The 17706-nt window shown below is 62.4% G+C and carries 17 protein-coding genes; 7 read left to right on the top strand and 10 right to left on the bottom strand.

The window, feature by feature from the left end; genetic code table 11:
• Positions 1-786: ribonuclease E/G (locus tag VJ604_RS11490; protein WP_324082586.1), on the bottom strand; the 786-nt coding region annotated here is incomplete at its 3' end.
• Between the two features lie 36 nt (positions 787-822).
• Positions 823-3345, bottom strand: coding sequence for a TIGR03960 family B12-binding radical SAM protein (locus VJ604_RS11485; protein ID WP_324082583.1), 2523 nt, complete (start codon positions 3343-3345; stop codon positions 823-825).
• A gap of 280 nt (positions 3346-3625) precedes the next feature.
• On the opposite strand from VJ604_RS11485, the gene VJ604_RS11480 reads away from it, so the two are divergent.
• Positions 3626-3883, top strand: a complete 258-nt coding sequence (locus tag VJ604_RS11480) for a hypothetical protein (RefSeq protein ID WP_324082581.1) — start codon at positions 3626-3628, stop codon at positions 3881-3883.
• 366 nt (positions 3884-4249) lie between these two features.
• Here VJ604_RS11480 and VJ604_RS11475 read toward each other — a convergent pair whose 3' ends face one another.
• The 5 genes from VJ604_RS11475 to VJ604_RS11455 all read right to left on the bottom strand — a co-directional run bounded on the left by VJ604_RS11475 (position 4250) and on the right by VJ604_RS11455 (position 7220).
• The gene (locus VJ604_RS11475; protein ID WP_324082580.1) at positions 4250-4630 is read right to left on the bottom strand and encodes an exosortase system-associated protein, TIGR04073 family; all 381 of its coding nucleotides are present in this window, start codon (positions 4628-4630) and stop codon (positions 4250-4252) included.
• 1 nt (position 4631) lies between these two features.
• Positions 4632-5036 (bottom strand): exosortase system-associated protein, TIGR04073 family, encoded by a 405-nt coding sequence (locus tag VJ604_RS11470; RefSeq protein WP_324082578.1) that lies wholly within the window; start codon positions 5034-5036, stop codon positions 4632-4634.
• A 199-nt stretch (positions 5037-5235) separates the two neighbouring features.
• The gene (locus VJ604_RS11465; protein ID WP_324082576.1) at positions 5236-5838 is read right to left on the bottom strand and encodes a peroxiredoxin; all 603 of its coding nucleotides are present in this window, start codon (positions 5836-5838) and stop codon (positions 5236-5238) included.
• Between the two features lie 219 nt (positions 5839-6057).
• Positions 6058-6807 (bottom strand): ATP-binding protein, encoded by a 750-nt coding sequence (locus tag VJ604_RS11460; protein WP_324082574.1) that lies wholly within the window; start codon positions 6805-6807, stop codon positions 6058-6060.
• A 98-nt stretch (positions 6808-6905) separates the two neighbouring features.
• Entirely contained in the window at positions 6906-7220 is a 315-nt protein-coding gene (locus tag VJ604_RS11455; RefSeq protein WP_324082572.1) for a nitrous oxide-stimulated promoter family protein, read from the bottom strand.
• A gap of 104 nt (positions 7221-7324) precedes the next feature.
• Here VJ604_RS11455 and VJ604_RS11450 point away from each other — a divergent pair, with 104 nt between their 5' ends.
• Positions 7325-8794 (top strand): tRNA nucleotidyltransferase/poly(A) polymerase-related protein, encoded by a 1470-nt coding sequence (locus VJ604_RS11450; protein ID WP_324082571.1) that lies wholly within the window; start codon positions 7325-7327, stop codon positions 8792-8794.
• Positions 8795-8962: 168 nt separating this feature from the next.
• On the opposite strand, the gene uvrB is transcribed toward VJ604_RS11450, so the two are convergent.
• Together uvrB and VJ604_RS11440 are read right to left on the bottom strand one after the other, a co-directional pair.
• Entirely contained in the window at positions 8963-10948 is a 1986-nt protein-coding gene (uvrB, locus tag VJ604_RS11445) for an excinuclease ABC subunit UvrB (RefSeq protein WP_324082570.1), read from the bottom strand.
• A 76-nt stretch (positions 10949-11024) separates the two neighbouring features.
• Positions 11025-11471: a response regulator gene (locus VJ604_RS11440; RefSeq protein ID WP_324082569.1), complete on the bottom strand. Its 447-nt coding sequence runs from the start codon at positions 11469-11471 to the stop codon at positions 11025-11027.
• 204 nt (positions 11472-11675) lie between these two features.
• On the opposite strand from VJ604_RS11440, the gene VJ604_RS11435 reads away from it, so the two are divergent.
• The 3 genes from VJ604_RS11435 to VJ604_RS11425 all read left to right on the top strand — a co-directional run bounded on the left by VJ604_RS11435 (position 11676) and on the right by VJ604_RS11425 (position 14898).
• Positions 11676-11864 (top strand): twin-arginine translocase TatA/TatE family subunit, encoded by a 189-nt coding sequence (locus VJ604_RS11435; protein ID WP_324082568.1) that lies wholly within the window; start codon positions 11676-11678, stop codon positions 11862-11864.
• A gap of 195 nt (positions 11865-12059) precedes the next feature.
• Positions 12060-13946, top strand: a complete 1887-nt coding sequence (locus tag VJ604_RS11430; protein ID WP_324082567.1) for a GspE/PulE family protein — start codon at positions 12060-12062, stop codon at positions 13944-13946.
• A 124-nt stretch (positions 13947-14070) separates the two neighbouring features.
• The gene (locus VJ604_RS11425) at positions 14071-14898 is read left to right on the top strand and encodes an HDOD domain-containing protein (protein ID WP_324082566.1); all 828 of its coding nucleotides are present in this window, start codon (positions 14071-14073) and stop codon (positions 14896-14898) included.
• 30 nt (positions 14899-14928) lie between these two features.
• Here the strand turns inward: VJ604_RS11425 and VJ604_RS11420 are convergent, their stop codons facing one another.
• Positions 14929-15333 (bottom strand): response regulator, encoded by a 405-nt coding sequence (locus tag VJ604_RS11420; RefSeq protein ID WP_324082565.1) that lies wholly within the window; start codon positions 15331-15333, stop codon positions 14929-14931.
• 646 nt (positions 15334-15979) lie between these two features.
• On the opposite strand from VJ604_RS11420, the gene VJ604_RS11415 reads away from it, so the two are divergent.
• Both VJ604_RS11415 and VJ604_RS11410 read left to right on the top strand, forming a co-directional pair.
• On the top strand, positions 15980-16969 hold the full coding sequence (locus VJ604_RS11415) for an AI-2E family transporter (protein ID WP_324082564.1): 990 nt from the start codon (positions 15980-15982) through the stop codon (positions 16967-16969).
• 52 nt (positions 16970-17021) lie between these two features.
• The gene (locus tag VJ604_RS11410) at positions 17022-17495 is read left to right on the top strand and encodes a VOC family protein (RefSeq protein ID WP_324082563.1); all 474 of its coding nucleotides are present in this window, start codon (positions 17022-17024) and stop codon (positions 17493-17495) included.
• Positions 17496-17706 lie beyond the last annotated feature (211 nt).

Here is a 17706-nt window from a genome sequence, read left to right as displayed (position 1 = left end):
GGAGTACTTCATCTTGGGCATGAAGGTGCTGATGAACTGCACGATCTTGTCGTATTCCGGCTTGGAGTCGACCACTATCCGCTCGACCGACTCGGTCAGGATGTCGCGCACCACCTTCTGGGTGACGTCCAGGTCGGAGTGGATCAGGCTGGGAGCGCCGGCCTTGTCCTTCTTCTTGGCGATCTCCTCCCAGAGCTTGGTGAGGTAGTGCAGGTCGGCGACCAGGTCCTCCTCGCTCTTTCCCTCCGAGACGGTGCGGACGATGAAGCCGCCGCCGACCGGCTTGATGCGGTCGACGATCTCTTTCAGGCGCTCGCGCTCGACCTCGTCCTCGATGCGGCGGGAGATGCCGACGTGGTCCACGGTCGGCATGTAGACGAGGTGGCGTCCCGGCAGGGAGATGTGCGCGGTGATGCGCGCCCCCTTGGTGCCGATCGGCTCCTTGGAGATCTGCACCAAGAGCTCCTGCCCTTCCTGCAAGAGCTCCTCGATCGGGTGGAGCGGGTGCGGGACCGGCTCCTCCCCTTCCCGCTCGATGAAGGTATCGTACTCCTCCACCGAGTCGAAGACGTCCGCCACGTAGAGGAAGGCTGCCTTCTCCAGGCCGATGTCCACGAACGCCGCCTGCATGCCGGGCAGCACCCGGACCACCCTCCCCTTGTAGATGTTGCCGATGATCCCCTTGACCCTGCTCCTCTCTACATACAGCTCCGCGATGGTGCCGTTTTCGATGAGCGCGATACGGGTTTCGTGGGAGGTGGTATTGATAACCAGCTCGTTTCCCATGCTAACCCCTTCTTATATAAAATAAATTTCAAAACATTAACTGTTTGAGGCGGCACTTTCCTCCGCACTTTCCTGCGCGAAGAGCACCTCGATCTTTTCCAGCCGCGCGTCCTTGAGCGCCTCCAGCGGCACGCCCAGGATGGCAGCCGCGTACTCCGCCGGCTTGCCGCGCCCGACCACCATCTCCAGGGTGCGTCCCTCAGAGCTCAGCTCGGACAGCTCATGGCGCAGGTCGAACTCGATCACCTTGCCGCGTTTCTCACGCCGAAGCGGCGACGATTCCAGCGCCAGGAAGGCGGCCACCTTCGCGGGGAGATCGGCGGCCAGTTCTTCCGGAAGGGTCACCCGGTAGCGGACCCGCTCCATGATCACCGACAGCGAGGGGGCCTTGAAGGGAATCTCCACTGACTCCACCACGCGAACACCTTCGGGCAGGCTCTTGTTCAGGGCCTCCTGCAGCTGCTCCGCGCTGTAGCCCGGCTCCACCTCGAAATCCATGTACTCCGCGTAGGACTCGACACCGACCGACAGCGCGGTGGCGAAGGAGAACTTGGGATGCGGATGGAATCCCTGCGAGTAGCGGATGGGGACGGCCGCGCGGCCCACGGCGCGCACGAACAGGGTCAGCATCTCGAGGTGGCTCAAGAAACGCATCCTCCCCAGCTTCTCGAAACGGACCCTGATCCGCTGCCCCTGCTCGGACTGCTCGCCCGCTTCTGCTTCACTGGCATAGGCGCCGAAGGGCACCGGCTCGTGCAGCCTGAGCTTAACCTCTTCGAAATCGCAGACGCCGCAGCCGACGCAGGTACCGAGCCGGCAATCCGGGGTGGCGGCCCCTTGCAGGGAGGCTTTGCGCTCGGCGATCAGGAACTCTCGGCTGACGCCGCAGTCGAGGTGGTCCCAGGGGAGGGTCTCGTCGAGCTCGCGGCGACGATGGTAGAAACGGGGATCGAGGCCGGCATTCTGGAAGGCCTGCTCCCACTTGTTGCGGTCGAAATGCTCCCACCAGCCGTCAAAGCGGCAGCCCAGCCGATGGGCCTCGATAAGCAGCCTGGAAAGTCGGCGATCACCGCGGGCGAAGACACCCTCCATGACGGAGAGCGACGACTCCTGCCACTTCATGATCAGCTTTTTCTTCTTGAGCTCGCCCCGCAGATAGCGCTGCTTCTCAATGATCTCCTCTTCGCTTATCTGCGGCTCCCACTGGAACGGGGTATGCGGCTTGGGTACGAAGCTGGAGACCGAGACGTTGACGTCGCCGCCGGAACCGGCCAGCTTACCCTGGCGCTTGACCTCCCGGGAGATGTCTACGATCCCCTGCACGTCTTCCATGGTCTCGGTCGGGAGACCGATCATGTAGTAGAGCTTGATCAGCCGCCAGCCGGCGCTGTAGACGGCGCGGGCGTTGTCCAAGAGGTCGGCCTCGCTGATCCCCTTGTTGATCACGCTTCTCAGCCGCTCGCTCCCCGCCTCGGGGGCCAGGGTGAAACCGGTCTTACGGACCCGCCGCACCTCCTCGGCCATCTCGGGACTCAGGCTCCCCACCCGCATGGAGGGAAGCGAGACCGCCTTCTTCTTGGCCGCGTAGCGGTCCATCAGCCCCTTCAACAGCGGGGTGAGGCAGCCGTAGTCACCGGTGGAAAGGGAGAGCAGCGACACCTCGTCGTAGCCGGTGTTTGCCAGCGCCTCCTCCACGATCTCGAACACGCGCTCCGGGCTTCTCTCGCGTACCGGCCGGTAGATGTAGCCCGCCTGGCAGAAGCGGCAGCCGCGGGTGCAACCGCGCGAGATCTCCACGCTCACCCGGTCGTGGACCGTTTTCAGGAAGGGGACCACCGGCTTGGTGGGGTAGAGCGCCTTCTCCAGGTCAGCCACGAACCGGCGCCGGACGCTTGAGTATCCCTCACGCAGGGGGGTGATCCGGTCTATCTCGCCACCGTCCTTATAGCTCACCTGGAAAAAGCTCGGGACGTACACTCCGGCGATCTTGGAGAGCCGCTCCAAAAGGACCGCCTTGGAGAGTGCCTCCTTCTTCCAGTCCCGCACGCAGGCGGCGATCTCGATCACCGCCTCCTCGCCGTCACCGATCAGGAAGGCGTCGAAGAAGTCCGCCAGCGGCTCCGGGTTGTAGGCGCAGGGGCCTCCCCCCAGCACCAGCGGATAGCGCTCATCGCGTTCGGCGGCCAGGAGCGGGATGCCGGAGAGATCCAGCATGTTGAGAATATTGGTATAGGAGAGCTCGTACTGCAGGGTGAAGCCCAGGATGTCGGCCTTGGTGAGGGGGGTGCCATCCTCCAGGGTGACCAGCGGCTTACCTTCCGAGCGCAGCATCTCTTCCAGGTCCGGCCAGGGGGCGTAGACCCGCTCCGGCGAAATCCAGGGCACTTCCTTCAGGACCCCGTAGAGGACCTGCAGCCCCAGGTGACTCATCCCTATTTCATAAACGTCCGGGAAGGCGAGTACGAAGGTCAGCTCCCCTTCCCTTCCGGTGACGGTACCCATCTCTCCGCCCATGTAGCGGGCGGGCTTTTCCACTGATAAAAGTATATTGTTGCTCAAAAAGTCCTCTCGAATGCTTACTATGACCGGACATAGTAACAATTCTGTTTACTGCTGGCAACCGTATTATCCCCGATTTCGACCAATCTGCCGTCGTTCTCGGCCCGGATGCATACCTCATATGGGGTATCGACTGGAGCATATGGGGTGCAACGAAGGAGGGAGGATCGGGCTCTTTCGGAACCATACCACGATGTTACGGTACGTTACGAATATAATGAGAAGCTGGCACAAAAACTGCTCCTGTCAAGCCATCAATCATCTTCAAAGGAGATTCACAATGAAAAAAGTTCTGTCCTCCGTAGTTGCTGCTCTCGTTGCTGTTGCTTTCGCTGGCGTTGTTTTCGCTGCTGACGCTACCCCGGCTGCTGCTCCGGCTGCTGGCGAGCCGAAGAAAGAAGAAAAAGCTGAGAAAGCTCCGGCTAAGAAAGCTAAGAAAGCCAAGAAAGCTAAGAAGCCGGCTAAGAAAGCTGAGAAGAAAGCCGAGAAGAAAGAAGAAGCTCCGGCTGCCGCTCCGGCCGCTCCGGCTGCAAAGTAATTTCCCTTCCGGGCAATTGCAGGAAAGGCCGCATCTCACGATGCGGCCTTTTTTCGTTTCGACTCCTTCCGCAAATCCTTTTACCAAACTTCGGGCCCTAAAAAGTGAAGTCGGTGTCCGCTCGTGCTGAGCTTGTCGAAGTACCCTTTCCCGACCGTCACAAGCTATCCCCTTCGACGGGCTCAGGACAGGCTTCGACAGGCTCAGGACGAACGGGTTAAGAGCTTGATGTGTCGGCTTTGCATGTCCAAAACGATCCGCAAAACTCCTCATGACCAAATAAAAACAGGGCGGACCAAGGCCCGCCCCGCTTAGACTTTCATAGATATCGAGGACGCTATCCGGTGATAGCGGCCCGCGTTTTCCTTATTCCTTCTCCCAGACGAAGGGCGGATCGATGAGAGGCGAAAAGAAACCCGGATAGGAAACGAAGAAGAGCGCCGCGTCCCCCACACCCGCCAGCGTGCGGGCCACCGTCATGCCAATCCCCTTGATCGGCCCCAGCAACACCCCCTTGGTCACCCCTTCCTCTTGAGTGGTGGTGTAGATCTGCTTGGGGAATTCCAGCCATCCCGTCCCGATGTTGGTCACACCGCGGGCGAACTTGTTGCTCATCCCCCCCACTATCTCCTGCGCCGATGCGTCGTCGATGTCGAGGGTATCGGACTGGGCCCTGGCGCGGCCGGGGGTGAGGCACAGGCAAACGGCGAGTACCAGCAGGGTCTGCATCACAAAGCGCTTGGACATCTTACCCCCCTTCTTTGGGAGCCTCTGCCTCCTGCTTTTTCGGCTCGGCCCTCTTTTCTTCCCATCCCTGCCACACGAATTCGGGCGCTATCATCGAGTCGTAGTAGCCGGGCTGGGGTACCGGGAAAAAGACCGTCTCCGTCACACCGCAGAACAGCCGGTAGACCATCATCCCTATCCCCTTCAGGGGTCCCACCACGTAGGCGATGGCACCGCGGTCCCGCGACATCAGGATTGTCTGCTTGGGGACTTCGACCACGCAGGTCGCCACGTTGGTCACCCCTCGCACCAGCTTGAAGGACATCTTCTCCGCAACGGCCTCAGGCTGGGGGCCGTCGAGGGCAAACGAAGGTGAGGCAATGAGCAGGAGCAGCAGCATCGTTAACAACGTCGCCTTGGTACGCATCTTCACTCCTCTTGAGGCTTCCGACGATTGGGAAAGCTAGGTCGTTTTAACATAGAAGCCCTGCCTTGGCAAGCTTGGCAGCTGTTTCCAACCACTTCCCTTCCGTCCGGCGCCTCCCTGCGGAGTTCACCATGAAAAACGGCGCGATTCCGGTAGGGGAACCACGCCGTTTTCCGGTTTTTCTGCGAGACGGCGGAGGCTACTTGGCGTGCTTCTTCTTGAGGTATTCGGCGACGCCCTGGGTGGAGGCTTTCATGGACTCCTCACCTTCCTGCCAGTTGGCCGGGCAAACCTCGCCGCCGTGGGTCTCAACGAACTGGAGCGCGTCCAGCATCCTGAGCGCCTCGCCAACGCTCCTGCCCAGCGGCAGGTCGTTGATGACCGAGTGGCGGACCACCCCTTTGGTGTCGATCAGGAACAGGCCACGCAGCGCGACCGACTCGTTCAAGAGGATGCCGTAGGACCTGGCGATGGACTTGTTGAGGTCCTCGACCAGCGGGTAGCGGATATTGCCGATGCCGCCATTTTCGACCGCAGTGTTTTTCCAGGCGAGGTGGGTGAAGCGGGAGTCGATGGAGACGCCGATCACTTCGCAGTTCTTCTCCTTGAACTCCGCCAGTCTCTTGTCGAAGGCGAGGATCTCGGAAGGGCAGACAAAGGTGAAATCAAGCGGATAGAAGAAGAGCAGCACGTACTTTCCGCGATAGTTGGAGAGGGTGAGCTCAGCGAAGGTGTTATCGGGCAGGACGGCCTGTGCGGTGAAGTCGGGGGCTTCCTTGGTTACCAAGGTGGTGAGGCTCATAAGGTTTTCTCCTTTGTGGTAGATTCAATTCAATGTCGCAAACTCTACCAGCCACTCCCCCCCTTGTCAAACAAAAAAGACAAAAATTATCCTTTTTGTCCTGAAGCCGTGAACTCCAACAACTGCGCGCAAAAATAAGGGCCGGAGGATACTCCGGCCCTTTTGGGATGGCTACTCCTGCGAGCGCCAGTACTCGGTTTGACTCGGGGATGACCGCGGCTAGCGCTCCACCACCTCGCCACGGATGCTGATGGTGACCTCGCGGAAGGGGATCTCCTTGCCGGAGGCGGCCAGCGCCTGGCGGGCGGCCATCACGATGCCGCCGCAGCAGGGGACCTCCATCCTCAAGACGGTGATCGACTTGATGCTGGAAACCCTGAACAGCTCGGTCAGCTTCTGCAGGTAGGCGCTGTTGTCGTCCAGCTTGGGACAACCGATGACCACCGCCTTGCCGGCCAGGAACTCGCGGTGGTAGCCGGCATAGGCGAAGGGTACGCAGTCGGCGGTGATCAAGAGATCGGCGTTCTGGAAGTAGGGAGCGGTAACCGGCACCAGGTGCAACTGGACGGGCCACTGGGCGAGCTGGCTCGGCTGCATCCCGGAGGAGTGAGCCTCCTGGGTCGGGGGAGCGGTGAAGGACGCCACCCGCGAACCGGGGCAGCCGCCGTGATGATGGTGAGCGGCCGGCGCCGCGTGCGCAGCTGCCGGTTTGGGCTCTCCGGAGGCCGCCTTCTTGTGGAGATGCTCTTCTACTGCCTCCTCGTCGAACTCGTCGGCTTCACGCTCGATGATGGTGATGGCGTCCTTTGGGCAGTCGCCCAGGCAGGCGCCCAGGCCGTCACAGAGGTTGTCAGCGGCGATCTGCGCCTTACCGTCCACGATGCTGATGGCCCCCTCGGCACAGGAAGGGACGCAGAGTCCGCAGCCGTCACATTTCTCCTGGTCGATGTTAACTATTTTCCTGATCATATTCGTGTGATCCCCTTTTTAGCTGAAGTCGTTCAATGCTAACCAGCCCGACTGACCGCCGAGGCTGATACCATAGTTTGCACGGTTACCATAACCGATCAGAAAAAATAGTGCCAGAGCAGATCGAGGCGTCCCCGCAGCAACAGGCGGCGCCCGGAGTAGGCCATCACCTCGCGGATCTTTGCCCGCTGAGCCTTGGCGTAGCAGTGGATCGGACAATGCTTGCAGTCGGGCTTGGGGTCGAGCGGACACTTAGCCCTTCTCTGCCTGGCATAATCAAGAAGGGAACTGCACTCCTCACAGAGCTCTCCCTTGCGACTTCCGTGCTTGCCGCGGCAATAGGTGCGGATGAAGGTGTTCAGCACCCTGATGTCTTTTTCCTGTTCCGCTGTTTTCTCTTTGCTGTATGCCATGGAGGTGAAATTACCAGAAACAAGTCGAGTGACGCATGACGAAAGTCAACAAAATTAAGTTACCAACCTTTTCTTCGGGTGAATTCTATGCTATTTTCAGCGCAATGAACACCGATCTCGAAACAGTCATCATACCTCGCGCCGAACACGGCATTTCCCGCTCCCTTCTGAGCACAAACAGCGTCAAAGTTCTCTACAAGTTGAAGGAGCACGGCTTCATCGGCTACCTGGTCGGTGGCGGCGTGCGCGACTTGCTGTTGGGGCGTGAGCCCAAGGACTTCGACGTGGTCACCGACGCCACCCCCGGCCAGCTCAAGAAGCTCTTCCGCAACTGCCGCCTGATCGGCCGCCGCTTCCGGCTCGCCCACCTTCATTTCCACGACGAGATCATCGAAGTCGCCACCTTCCGCTCCTCGGCCACCGACCTCCCCGCTCCGGAAGAAGAGGCCGAACCGGCCCTGGAAGCGGCGGTCGAAGAACCCGTCCAGCAGTCAAGCGAGTCCGGCGAAGAGCTTTCCACCGCCGAGGCCGACGCGCTTGAGCACGAGCGCGAACTGCGGCGCCACGGTCCCCGCATGCTGAAAAGCGAGGACGGCATGGTGCTCCGCGACAACGTCTTCGGCACCCCCGAGGAAGACGCCGTCCGGCGCGACTTCACGGTCAACGCCCTCTTCTACAACATCGCCGACTTCTCCATCATCGATCACGTGGGGGGGATGGAGGACCTGAAAAACGGCGTGATCCGGACCATTGGCGATCCGCTGGTCCGCTTCACCGAGGACCCCGTGCGCATGATCCGCGCCGTCCGCTTCGCCTCCATGCTCGGCTTCAACATCGAAGAGCGGACCGAGGCCGCCATCGAGGAGCTTTGCCAGACCATCAACAAGGCGACGCCGCCGCGCCTGTACGAAGAGGTGCTGAAGCTCCTTCTGCTGGGTGCCGGGGAACGGACCTATCAGATGCTGAGGCACTGCGGCCTCTTCGAGCCGCTCTTCCCCCACTTCGACGCTTGGCTGGCCCGCGAGTCGGGCGGCTTCCCGCACGCGCGGGTGGGCAAGGCGCTGGAATGGGTCGACGATCTCCTGGCCAAGGGAGAGCCGGTGTCGCCTCCGCTGCTGCTGGCCCTGATGTTCGGGGAGTACCTGGAAGAGAAGATGCTGGACTTCCGGCGGCAGGGAGCCCCGCCCCAGCAGGCAATCGACATGGCGGTGGCGGACTTCGCCGCAGAACTCCTACCCACGGTGGCGGTCCCCAACCGTGTGCTGATAGCGGTTCGCGAGATCCTCTCCTGCCAGCACCGTTTCCAGAAGACGCCGGGCAGGAACGGGCGCGGCTTCCTGGCCAGGAAGAGCTTCGCCGACGCGCTGCAGTACCTGCGCTTCATCGAGTCGCTCAACAAGCCAAAGAGGTCGCTGGCCGAGTGGTGGGAGAGCTTTGCCCAGGAGCAGGCGCTGGGAATCCCCTCCGCTGAGACCAAGGCCGAGGCCACGGGCGAAGAGGCTCCGAAGAAGAAGCGGCGCCGGAGACGGCGGCGGAGAAAACCTGCTGCCGCTTCGCAACAACCTACCGAATAAACCACTCCGAAATAAACCCCACTCCAATGTACCCCCTCGCCCCCTCGGGGGAGAGGGGCAGGGGTGAGGGCGGGACTCTCTGGCAACTCGGGGCAGCCCTCACCAGGCCTTCGGCCACCCTCTCCCCTAACGGGGCGAGGGGATCGCCCCCGCTCAACGGGGACGTCTCTATCCCTTCATCACCTCTGCCGTCTCCAGCCGCTTGATCCTGTCCCTAAGCTCCGCCGCCCGCTCGAACTCCATCTCCTTGGCCGCCGCCAGCATCTCTTTCCTGAGCTTCTTGACCAGCTTGGGCAGGTCCTTCACCTTGACCAGGTCCTCCTCGTTAACCGGCACGGTCACCCAGTCACGCTCCTCAGGCGCCTGCAAGGTGTTGGCGATGGCCCGCTTAACGCTCTCGGGGGTGATGCCGTTCTCCAGGTTGTAGGCCGACTGCAGCTCGCGCCGGCGCAGGGTCTCGTCGATGGCATCCTGCATGGAGCCGGTCACCTTGTCGGCGTACATGATAACCCGCCCGGACACGTTCCTGGCCGCTCGGCCGCAGGTCTGGATCAGCGAGCGGGTGGAACGCAGGAACCCTTCCTTGTCGGCGTCCAGGATGGCCACCAGGGAAACCTCCGGCAGGTCGAGACCCTCGCGCAGCAGGTTGATCCCCACCAGGAGGTCGAATTCCCCGAGGCGGAGTTCCCTCAAGATCTGCATCCTCTGGAAGGTGTCGATGTCGGAGTGCAGGTAGCGGACCTTGACCCCCAGCTCGCGGTAGTAGTCGGTGAGCTCCTCCGCCATCCGCTTGGTGAGGGTGGTGACCAGCACCCTCTCGCCGCGCGCCGCCGTCTCGCGCGCCTCGTGCAGGAGGTCGTCCACCTGGCCGGCCGCCGGGCGCACCTCGATGGCCGGGTCGATAAGGCCGGTGGGGCGGATCACCTGCTCCACCACCACGCCTGCCGAGGCTTTCAGCTCGTGCTCGGCGGGGGTCGCGGAGACGTAGACCACCTGGTTTAACTTTTTCTGGAACTCCTGGAAGGTGAGCGGCCGGTTGTCCAGCGCGGAGGGGAGCCGGAAGCCGTAGTTGACCAGGGTCTCCTTGCGACTGCGGTCGCCCCTGTACATGCCACCCACCTGGGGGACGGTGATGTGCGACTCGTCGATCACCATCAGGAAGTCGGGCGGGAAGTAATCGATCAGCGTGTAGGGGGCTTCACCCGGGGCGCGCCCGTCGAAGTGCCGCGAGTAGTTCTCGATCCCCTGGCAGAACCCCATCTGCTCGATCATCTCGATGTCGAAGAAGGTGCGCTGCTCGATGCGCTGCTCCTCAAGGAGCATGTTCTGCCCCCTGAAGTAGCGCAGGCGCTCCTCCAGCTCCAGCCGGATCGACTCCACCGCCCGCTCCTGGGTGGCGCGTGAGGCCACGTAATGGGAGGCGGGGTAGATGGCGAAGCGGGACATTTTCTGCATCTGCACCCCGCGCAGGGGATCGATCTCGGAGATGGCGTCGATGGTGTCGCCGAAGAACTGCACCCGGATGGCCCGCTCGTCGTCATGGGCCGGGAAGACCTCCACGGTGTCCCCTCTCACCCGGAAGCTGCCGCGGTGGAAGTCGACGTCGTTTCGCTCGTACTGGATGGCGACCAGCCTCTTCAGGAACTCGTCTCGCTCCAGATCGTCCCCTTCCCGGAGCCGGATCTGCATCTCCTGGTAGGACTCGGGCGAACCGATGCCGTAGATGCAGGAGACCGAGGCCACGATGATCACGTCGCGCCGGGTCAAGAGGCTCCTGGTGGCGGAATGGCGGAACTTGTCGATCTCGTCGTTGATCGAGGAGTCCTTCTCGATGAAGGTGTCGGAGGCGGGGAGGTAGGCTTCGGGCTGGTAGTAGTCGTAATAGGAGACGAAGTACTCGACGGCGTTGTTGGGGAACAGTTCCTTGAACTCGCCGTAGAGCTGGGCGGCCAGGGTCTTGTTGGGGGCGAGCACCAGAGCGGGGCGGTTGGCGCGGGCGATCACCTGGGCCATGGTGAAGGTCTTGCCGGAGCCGGTCACCCCTAAAAGAACCTGGTGCCGGTCACCCCTCAACACGCCTTGGGTGAGTTCCTCGATGGCCCGCGGCTGGTCGCCGCGCGGCTGGAAGTCGGTCAGTAGCTCGAATTTTTCCATCAGAGGACTATAGCACGGCGCGGCGGGGAGGAACAAGGGGCGAGCCCTTGGCCGCCATAGCCTTGACTCAGGCAGTTCAGGCGGCGCAGGCCCTCTGGGGGGGGAGTTGGTTCACGCAGAGCCAGTAGTTCATCACCTGCTTCAGGTCGTCGCAGAACTGGCCGTAGTCGACCGGCTTGCGGATGTAACTGTTGGCCCCCAGCCGGTAGCTGTCCAGGATGTCCTGCTCCTCGGTGGAGGAGGTGAAGATGATGACCGGGATGGAGCGGGTCCTGGCGTCTTCCCTGACCCGCCGCAGCACCTCCAGCCCGTTCACCTTGGGGAGCTTGAGGTCGAGCAGCACCAAAAGCGGCGGGATGGAAACGTCACGTGAGGCGTGGCGGCCGGTGGCGAACAGGAACTCGAGCGCCTCGGCCCCGTCGCGGGCAACTGCCACACCATGTTGCATATGCTTGCGGACAGCCCGGAGGGTGAGCGCCTCATCGTCCGGATTGTCCTCCACCAGCAGGATCGTCTTGTTCACCGAAACCCCCTTACTTGAGGTAACTGGCCCAATCGAGGGTATATCCTATAACAATCTTTAACGAAAAACGCAATGAATTTAATTTAATATCTACTGGGTGATATTGGCACCGCCGCAGGGATAGCGCGCTGCCGGTAACTGCTTGACTTTTTTATGGGCCCGATGCCATACTGCACCAATCACTACCTAAAAAGGGAGGTGCACATGTTCGGATTCGGGTTGCCGGAGCTGATCGTTGTACTAGTAATCGTGCTGGTTGTTTTTGGCGCCAACCGGCTCCCCGAAATCGGCGGCGCACTCGGCAAGAGCATCAAGAATTTCAAAAAAGCGTCCAACGGCAAGGATGAAATCGAGATCAAGGCCGGACGCGGCGACGACCACAAGGGGGAATAGCCCCCCGTCTTCAGCAGAAAGAGGCCCCCGCCGTCACGGGGGCCTCTTTCTGTATCCACCCCCGACCAAACGCAGGCCCCCTCGGCCAGCACATCCCCTTACAGGTAGAGCTACCCTGCCCGAAGGCTCCCCTCCCCTGCCGCTCGCTGACTGCAGGAGGACGCCGGAACCGGAGCGGCAGCCAGCGGAGAACCCATGAGCGAGATACCGGAAGCAGCCGTGCCAGGCGCAGCGGGCGAGATCGCCGCCCTGCTGGTCAGGGAAGGGGTGATCACCCCCGAGCAGCTCAGCTACGCCCAGCGGGTGCACGCCAAGCTCCACTCCGACAAGACCCTGATCGACGTCCTCCAGGAGCTCGAGTACGTCTCGGCCGACAGCGTGGCCCGCACCCTGCGCACCAACACGCCGTCGCTTAGGATCGGGGACTTCCTGGTCGAGCTCGGCTACCTGAGCAGGAACGACCTGCAGGCCGCGCTCAACCTGCAGAAGGAAGGGACCGAGCACAAGATGCTGGGGGACATCTTCGTGGAAAACGGCTTCATCGAGGAGAGGAAGCTGATCGAGGTGCTCTCCTTCCAGCTCGGCTTCCCGGTGGCGGAGCTGGAGTTCCGCAAGCTGGACAGGAAGCTCTTCAACCGGGCCCCCTTCCAGCTCTTCCGCGACTCGCTGTTCGTGCCGGTCTCCCTGGAGAACGGCACCGCCACCGTCGCCTTCGCCAACCCGCTGGAGATGCGCTCCCGGGTGGCGGCCGAGACCCTGTTCGGGCACGACCTGCAGCCGGCCATCGCCAGCCGCAAGTCCATCCTGACCGCCATCGCCAACGCCGAGAATGCGGGGAGCGACGAGCCGGCCGCGGCCGACGACAACACGGTGGCCGGCATCGTCAACCGGATCCTGGACGAGGCGATGGCCCAACGGGCGAGCGACATCCACATCGAGCCGCTCAAGGACCGGATCCGGGTCCGCTTCCGCCAGGACGGCGTGATGATGCCGCACCTGGACCTCCCCCTCGAGATCGCCCCCCAGATCACCTCCCGCATCAAGGTGATGGCGCAGGCCGACATCGCCGAGAAGAGGCGCCACCAGGACGGCCGTATCCTCTACGAGAGCCGCCAGCACGGCTTCAACCTCGACCTCAGGGTCTCCTTCTTCATCACCATCTTCGGCGAGAAGATCGTGCTGAGGCTTTTGAGCAAGAAGTCCGCCATCCTGGACGTCCAGCAGATCGGCATGACCCCGCGCATGCTGGACCTGTTCATGAACGAGGCGCTGGCCGCCCCCTCCGGGATCATGATCATCACCGGGCCCACCGGCAGCGGCAAGACCTCCACCCTTTACAGCTGCGTGGGGAAGCTCAACAACGTCAACACCAGCATCGTGACCGCCGAGGACCCGGTGGAGTTCGTGATGGAGGGGGTCGCCCAATGCTCCATCAACCCCAAGATCGGCGTCACCTTCGACGAGACCCTGCGCCACATCGTCCGGCAGGACCCCGACGTCATCGTGCTGGGGGAGATCCGGGACACCTTCTCCGCCGAGACCGCCATCCAGGCCGCGCTCACCGGTCACAAGGTGCTGACCACCTTCCACACGGTGGACACCATCGGCGCCGTGCTGCGCCTGATGCACATGCAGATCGAGCCGTTTCTGATCTCCTCCACCGTGACCTGCGTGCTGGCCCAGCGTCTGCTCCGCATGGTCTGCAACGACTGCGCGCAGCCGTACCTCCCCTCCGCCGCCGAGTTCAGCAAGCTCGGCTACGTCCCTAAGGACCTGGCGGGCACCCAGTTCAGGGTGGGGCGCGGCTGCAAGCAGTGCCGCTTCACCGGCTACCGCGGCAGGACGGCAGTGTTTGAGCTTTTGGTGATGAGCGAGGCGATGAAGGAGGCCATCATGGAGAACCGTTCGGCCTCGGAGATCCGGCGCCTGGCCATGGAGACCCCCGGCATGGTGACCCTCTTCGAGGACGGACTGGTGAAGGCGTCCAAAGGGCTCATCTCGCTGCAGGAGGTACTGCGGGACCTGCCGCGCATAGGGCTTCCGCGCCCCTTCAACGAACTAAGACGCATCACCGGCCACTAAACGGCCGCCCCGATTCGCAGCTGTTGCGGAGGGAGCCAGCCGGCACCCTCCGACCGGCTCCACCTGCCGCTAGCGCGGCCGTTACAGAGGAAGAGCAGACTCGATGTCCCAGCCAACGTCCCTAGTGGAAATAGTCAAGGAGCGCCTGCAGACCGGCTCACCCAGTGTGCCGGTCTTCCACGTGGTGGCGCTCAAGCTGCAGCAGGCGCTGAGCCGCCCCGAATTCAGCATCGAGGAGATCCACCAGCTGATCATGGCCGACCCGGGACTGGCAAGCCAGGTGCTGAGGGCGGCCAACTCCCCCCTCTACGCCGGCCTCACCAAGGTGGGGACCATCCGTGAGGCCATCATCAGGCTGGGCTCCCGGGAAGTGGCCAACCTGGCCATGCTCACCACCCAGAAGGAGCTGTACCGCTCGGACGACCCCAGGTACAACGCCCTCATGCAGCTGCTCTGGAAGCACGCCTTCTGCAGCGCGGTGGGGAGCAAGTGGCTGGCCCGCAAGGTGGGGGCTGCGGAGCTGTCGCAGGAGGCCTTCCTGGCCGGACTGCTGCACGACATCGGCAAGCTGTTCCTTTTGAAGGTGATGGAGGAGATCTGCCGGGAGGAGAACTTCAGGATGGCCGCCAACCGCGCCGTCCTTGAGGAGGTGCTGGTGGCCCTGCATGTGGAGCAGGGCCAGCAACTGATGATGCAGTGGCATATGCCAAAGGTCTACTGCGCCGTGGTGGCCGGCCACGAGGAGGAGGTCTGGGACCGCGGCAACCTGCTGCTGGCCATAGTGCGCCTCGCCAACGCCGCCTGCCTCAAGCTCGGCATCGGCCTGAGGGGCGACCCGGGCATCATCCTCCCCGCGCGCGCGGAGGCGCAGGTGCTGGGACTCAAGGAGGTCACCCTGGCGGAGCTGGAGATCGTGATCGAGGATGCGCTGAAGATGCCTGCCGTCCCCTAGCCGGATGGCTCGGACTCGGTCACCCCGTCGTCAGGAGAGCGCCGCGGAGTGGTCGGGAAACCACTTTTTCAGGCGCTCCGGGTCCAGCGGTTTGGGGAGCACCGCCAGCACGCCCAGGTTCAGGCACTGTTGAATCTCGGAAGGATCCTGCGAAGAGGAGAGGCTGAAGATGTTGAGGCCACGCGTCCTTTCGTGGCTGCGCAGCCGCTGCAGCACCCCGATGCCGTCCAGCTTGGGGAGCTTCATGTCCAAAAGAACGAAGAGCGGCCCGCTACCCGCCGGCTCCTCGCCACCGTCGCCCATCAGCATGCCGAGGGCTTCCACGCCGTCCCGTGCAACCGCAACCTTACCGTAGCCCGCCTTTTTGAGCGCTCTCAGGGCCAGTTCCTTGCAATTCATGTCGTCTTCGACGAGCAAGATTTCTGACTGATCCATGGTGCCTCCAGCTTAGCTTGGTATTACGGCGGGGGTCTGCCCCTGCAGTCCGCGCCGGTTGCAACTCCTCACAGCGAAGGAGCCTGAGTCTAGGTGATTGATGAAGGAAGAGCGGTGGTTGAAGCCGGTTAGACAGCTTGTCGAACTGTATTTGGCTGGACTGCGCTGTCAGAAAATTGGCTGTCAATAGTTAAATTGCTCTATTATTTTTTACCATCACTCACTCCCCTTTGCAACCATTTTTCTTCACCTTTCCCCTCTTATCCTCTATGACAGCACCACTTATGTTTCTGACTGAAAGACCCTTCTCCTTTTGTGACACAGGCTATCTATTAGCTTCTATCATAAGCACCTTTTGACAACTCGGATTGCCGCTGCACCCGGCCAAATACTGCAGCCGCCTTGCTTCATCGACTATTCCTGTCGCCAAGCCTTCCCCTCAGCACTAGGAGCTACCTGATAGCGCCGGCCGCAGTCTCCTCTCCCTAACCCTCCCTCCGGGAGAGCGGATTTTCCGACTGGGGCGCCACCGTTCCTCCCCTTGCAAACGAGGAACGCCCCCGTACTATTACTTCGTGCAGCATGGCCCCATTGTCCGCTCACCTCTCTCCTGGCGCACGATAACCGGTTTCGACCAAGGTGCGACATGCCATCTCCTCTTGCCGTCAGTTATCTGCTCGCCGCCTTCTCCGTCTACCTCGTGCTGGAATTCCACCTGTTGTCCGCGGTGCTGGCCGGTCTGGCCGTCTACGTGCTTACCTCCAAGCTGGCCCGTCGGCTTCCCGCCCGCTGGGGCTCCAAGGCCCACGGCATCGCCCTGGCAGGGATCATCCTGGTGGTGGCGGCGCTGGTGGCCGGCATATTCTTTGGGCTTTTCTGGTTTTTCCAGAGCCACGGCGGTATGGCCAGCCTGACCAATGCCGCGGCCGAGACCCTGGACAACGTCAAACGGAGCCTCCCCCCCGCCCTGGCCAGCAAAATCCCCGAGGATGTGGAGGAGGTGCGGGGGGAAATGGCCGCCCTGTTGCGCAGGCACTCCCAGAAGATCACCCACGCCGGCAGAACGGGCGTCCGGGTGGTGGTACACGTCCTGTTCGGCATGGTGATCGGCGGCATCGCCGTCCTGCATCGCTTGAAGGAGCGGGAGAACCCGCCGCCGCTGGTGGGTGCCCTGCACAACAGGCTCCGCTCGCTGGCCGACGCCTTCGAGAAGGTGGTCTTCGCCCAGGTCAAGATCTCCTCCATCAACACCGTACTGACTGCCATCTACCTGGAGGGGATCCTGCCGCTGTGCGGCATGCGCCTCCCCATGTCCACCCTGCTGATCCTGCTTACCTTCGTTACCGGACTCCTTCCCGTAGCGGGGAACCTGATCTCCAACACCCTGATCGTGCTGATCGCCTTGGGGGTCTCGCCAGCGGCCGGCGTCGCCTCGCTGGTCTTCCTGCTCATCATCCATAAGCTCGAGTACGTTACCAACGCCAAGATCGTGGGGGGCCGGATCAAGGCGAGCTCGTGGGAGATCCTGAGCGCCATGCTGGTGATGGAGGCGGTCTTCGGCCTGGCCGGCATGATCGCAGCCCCGGTGGTGTACGCGTGGCTCAAGTCCGAATTGAAGGATGCCGCCTTGGTTTGAGCTGAGCCAACGTGCTACCATGAAGGAAAAAGTCGCCAGACAGGAGGAGACCATGGCAAAGGCAATTCCCGAAGGATATGGCACCGTCACTCCGGCCCTCACGTTCAAGGACGCCCGCAAGGCCCTCAACTTCTACAAGGAGGCCTTCGGCGCCAAGGAGCGCTACGCCATGGAGGGGCCGGACGGCAAGGGGATCATGCACGCCGAGATGATGGTGGGCAACTCGATCATCATGCTGGGCGAGGAGCATCCCGAACAGCAGTGCAAGAGCGCGGAGAGTGCGGGAGGCTCCCCGGTCGGCTTCTACCTCTACGTCGAGGACGTCGACGCCGCCTTCCAGAGAGCCGTGGCCTGCGGTGCCCAGGCGCAGATGCCGGTCCAGGAGATGTTCTGGGGCGACCGGATGGGCTCCGTCCGGGATCCCTTCGGTTACAACTGGATGCTCGCCACCCACACCAGGGACCTCTCCATCGAGGAGATCCGGGAGGGGGCACAGGCCGTCTTCACGGAGATGTCCCACAGCTGACCAGCCAACCCGCCCGTCGCCGCTTCGGCGGTGGATCCGCGTTCAAGGCCCGCTTCCGCGGGCCTTTTTCTTTCCTGAATAGTCTTACCCCCCATCCTCATCCTGTCCTTCTCCTTGAAAGAGAAGGGACGCCCTCCGCGACTTGTTTCGGCAGGAGAAGGGTCCCCTACGTCCCCTCCCCTTCAAGGGGAGGGACAGGGTGAGGATGGGG

The sequence above is a fragment of the Geomonas sp. genome, from assembly GCF_035254065.1.
GTDB lineage: Bacteria > Desulfobacterota > Desulfuromonadia > Geobacterales > Geobacteraceae > Geomonas.
This window is presented reverse-complemented; position numbering and strand designations above follow the sequence as displayed.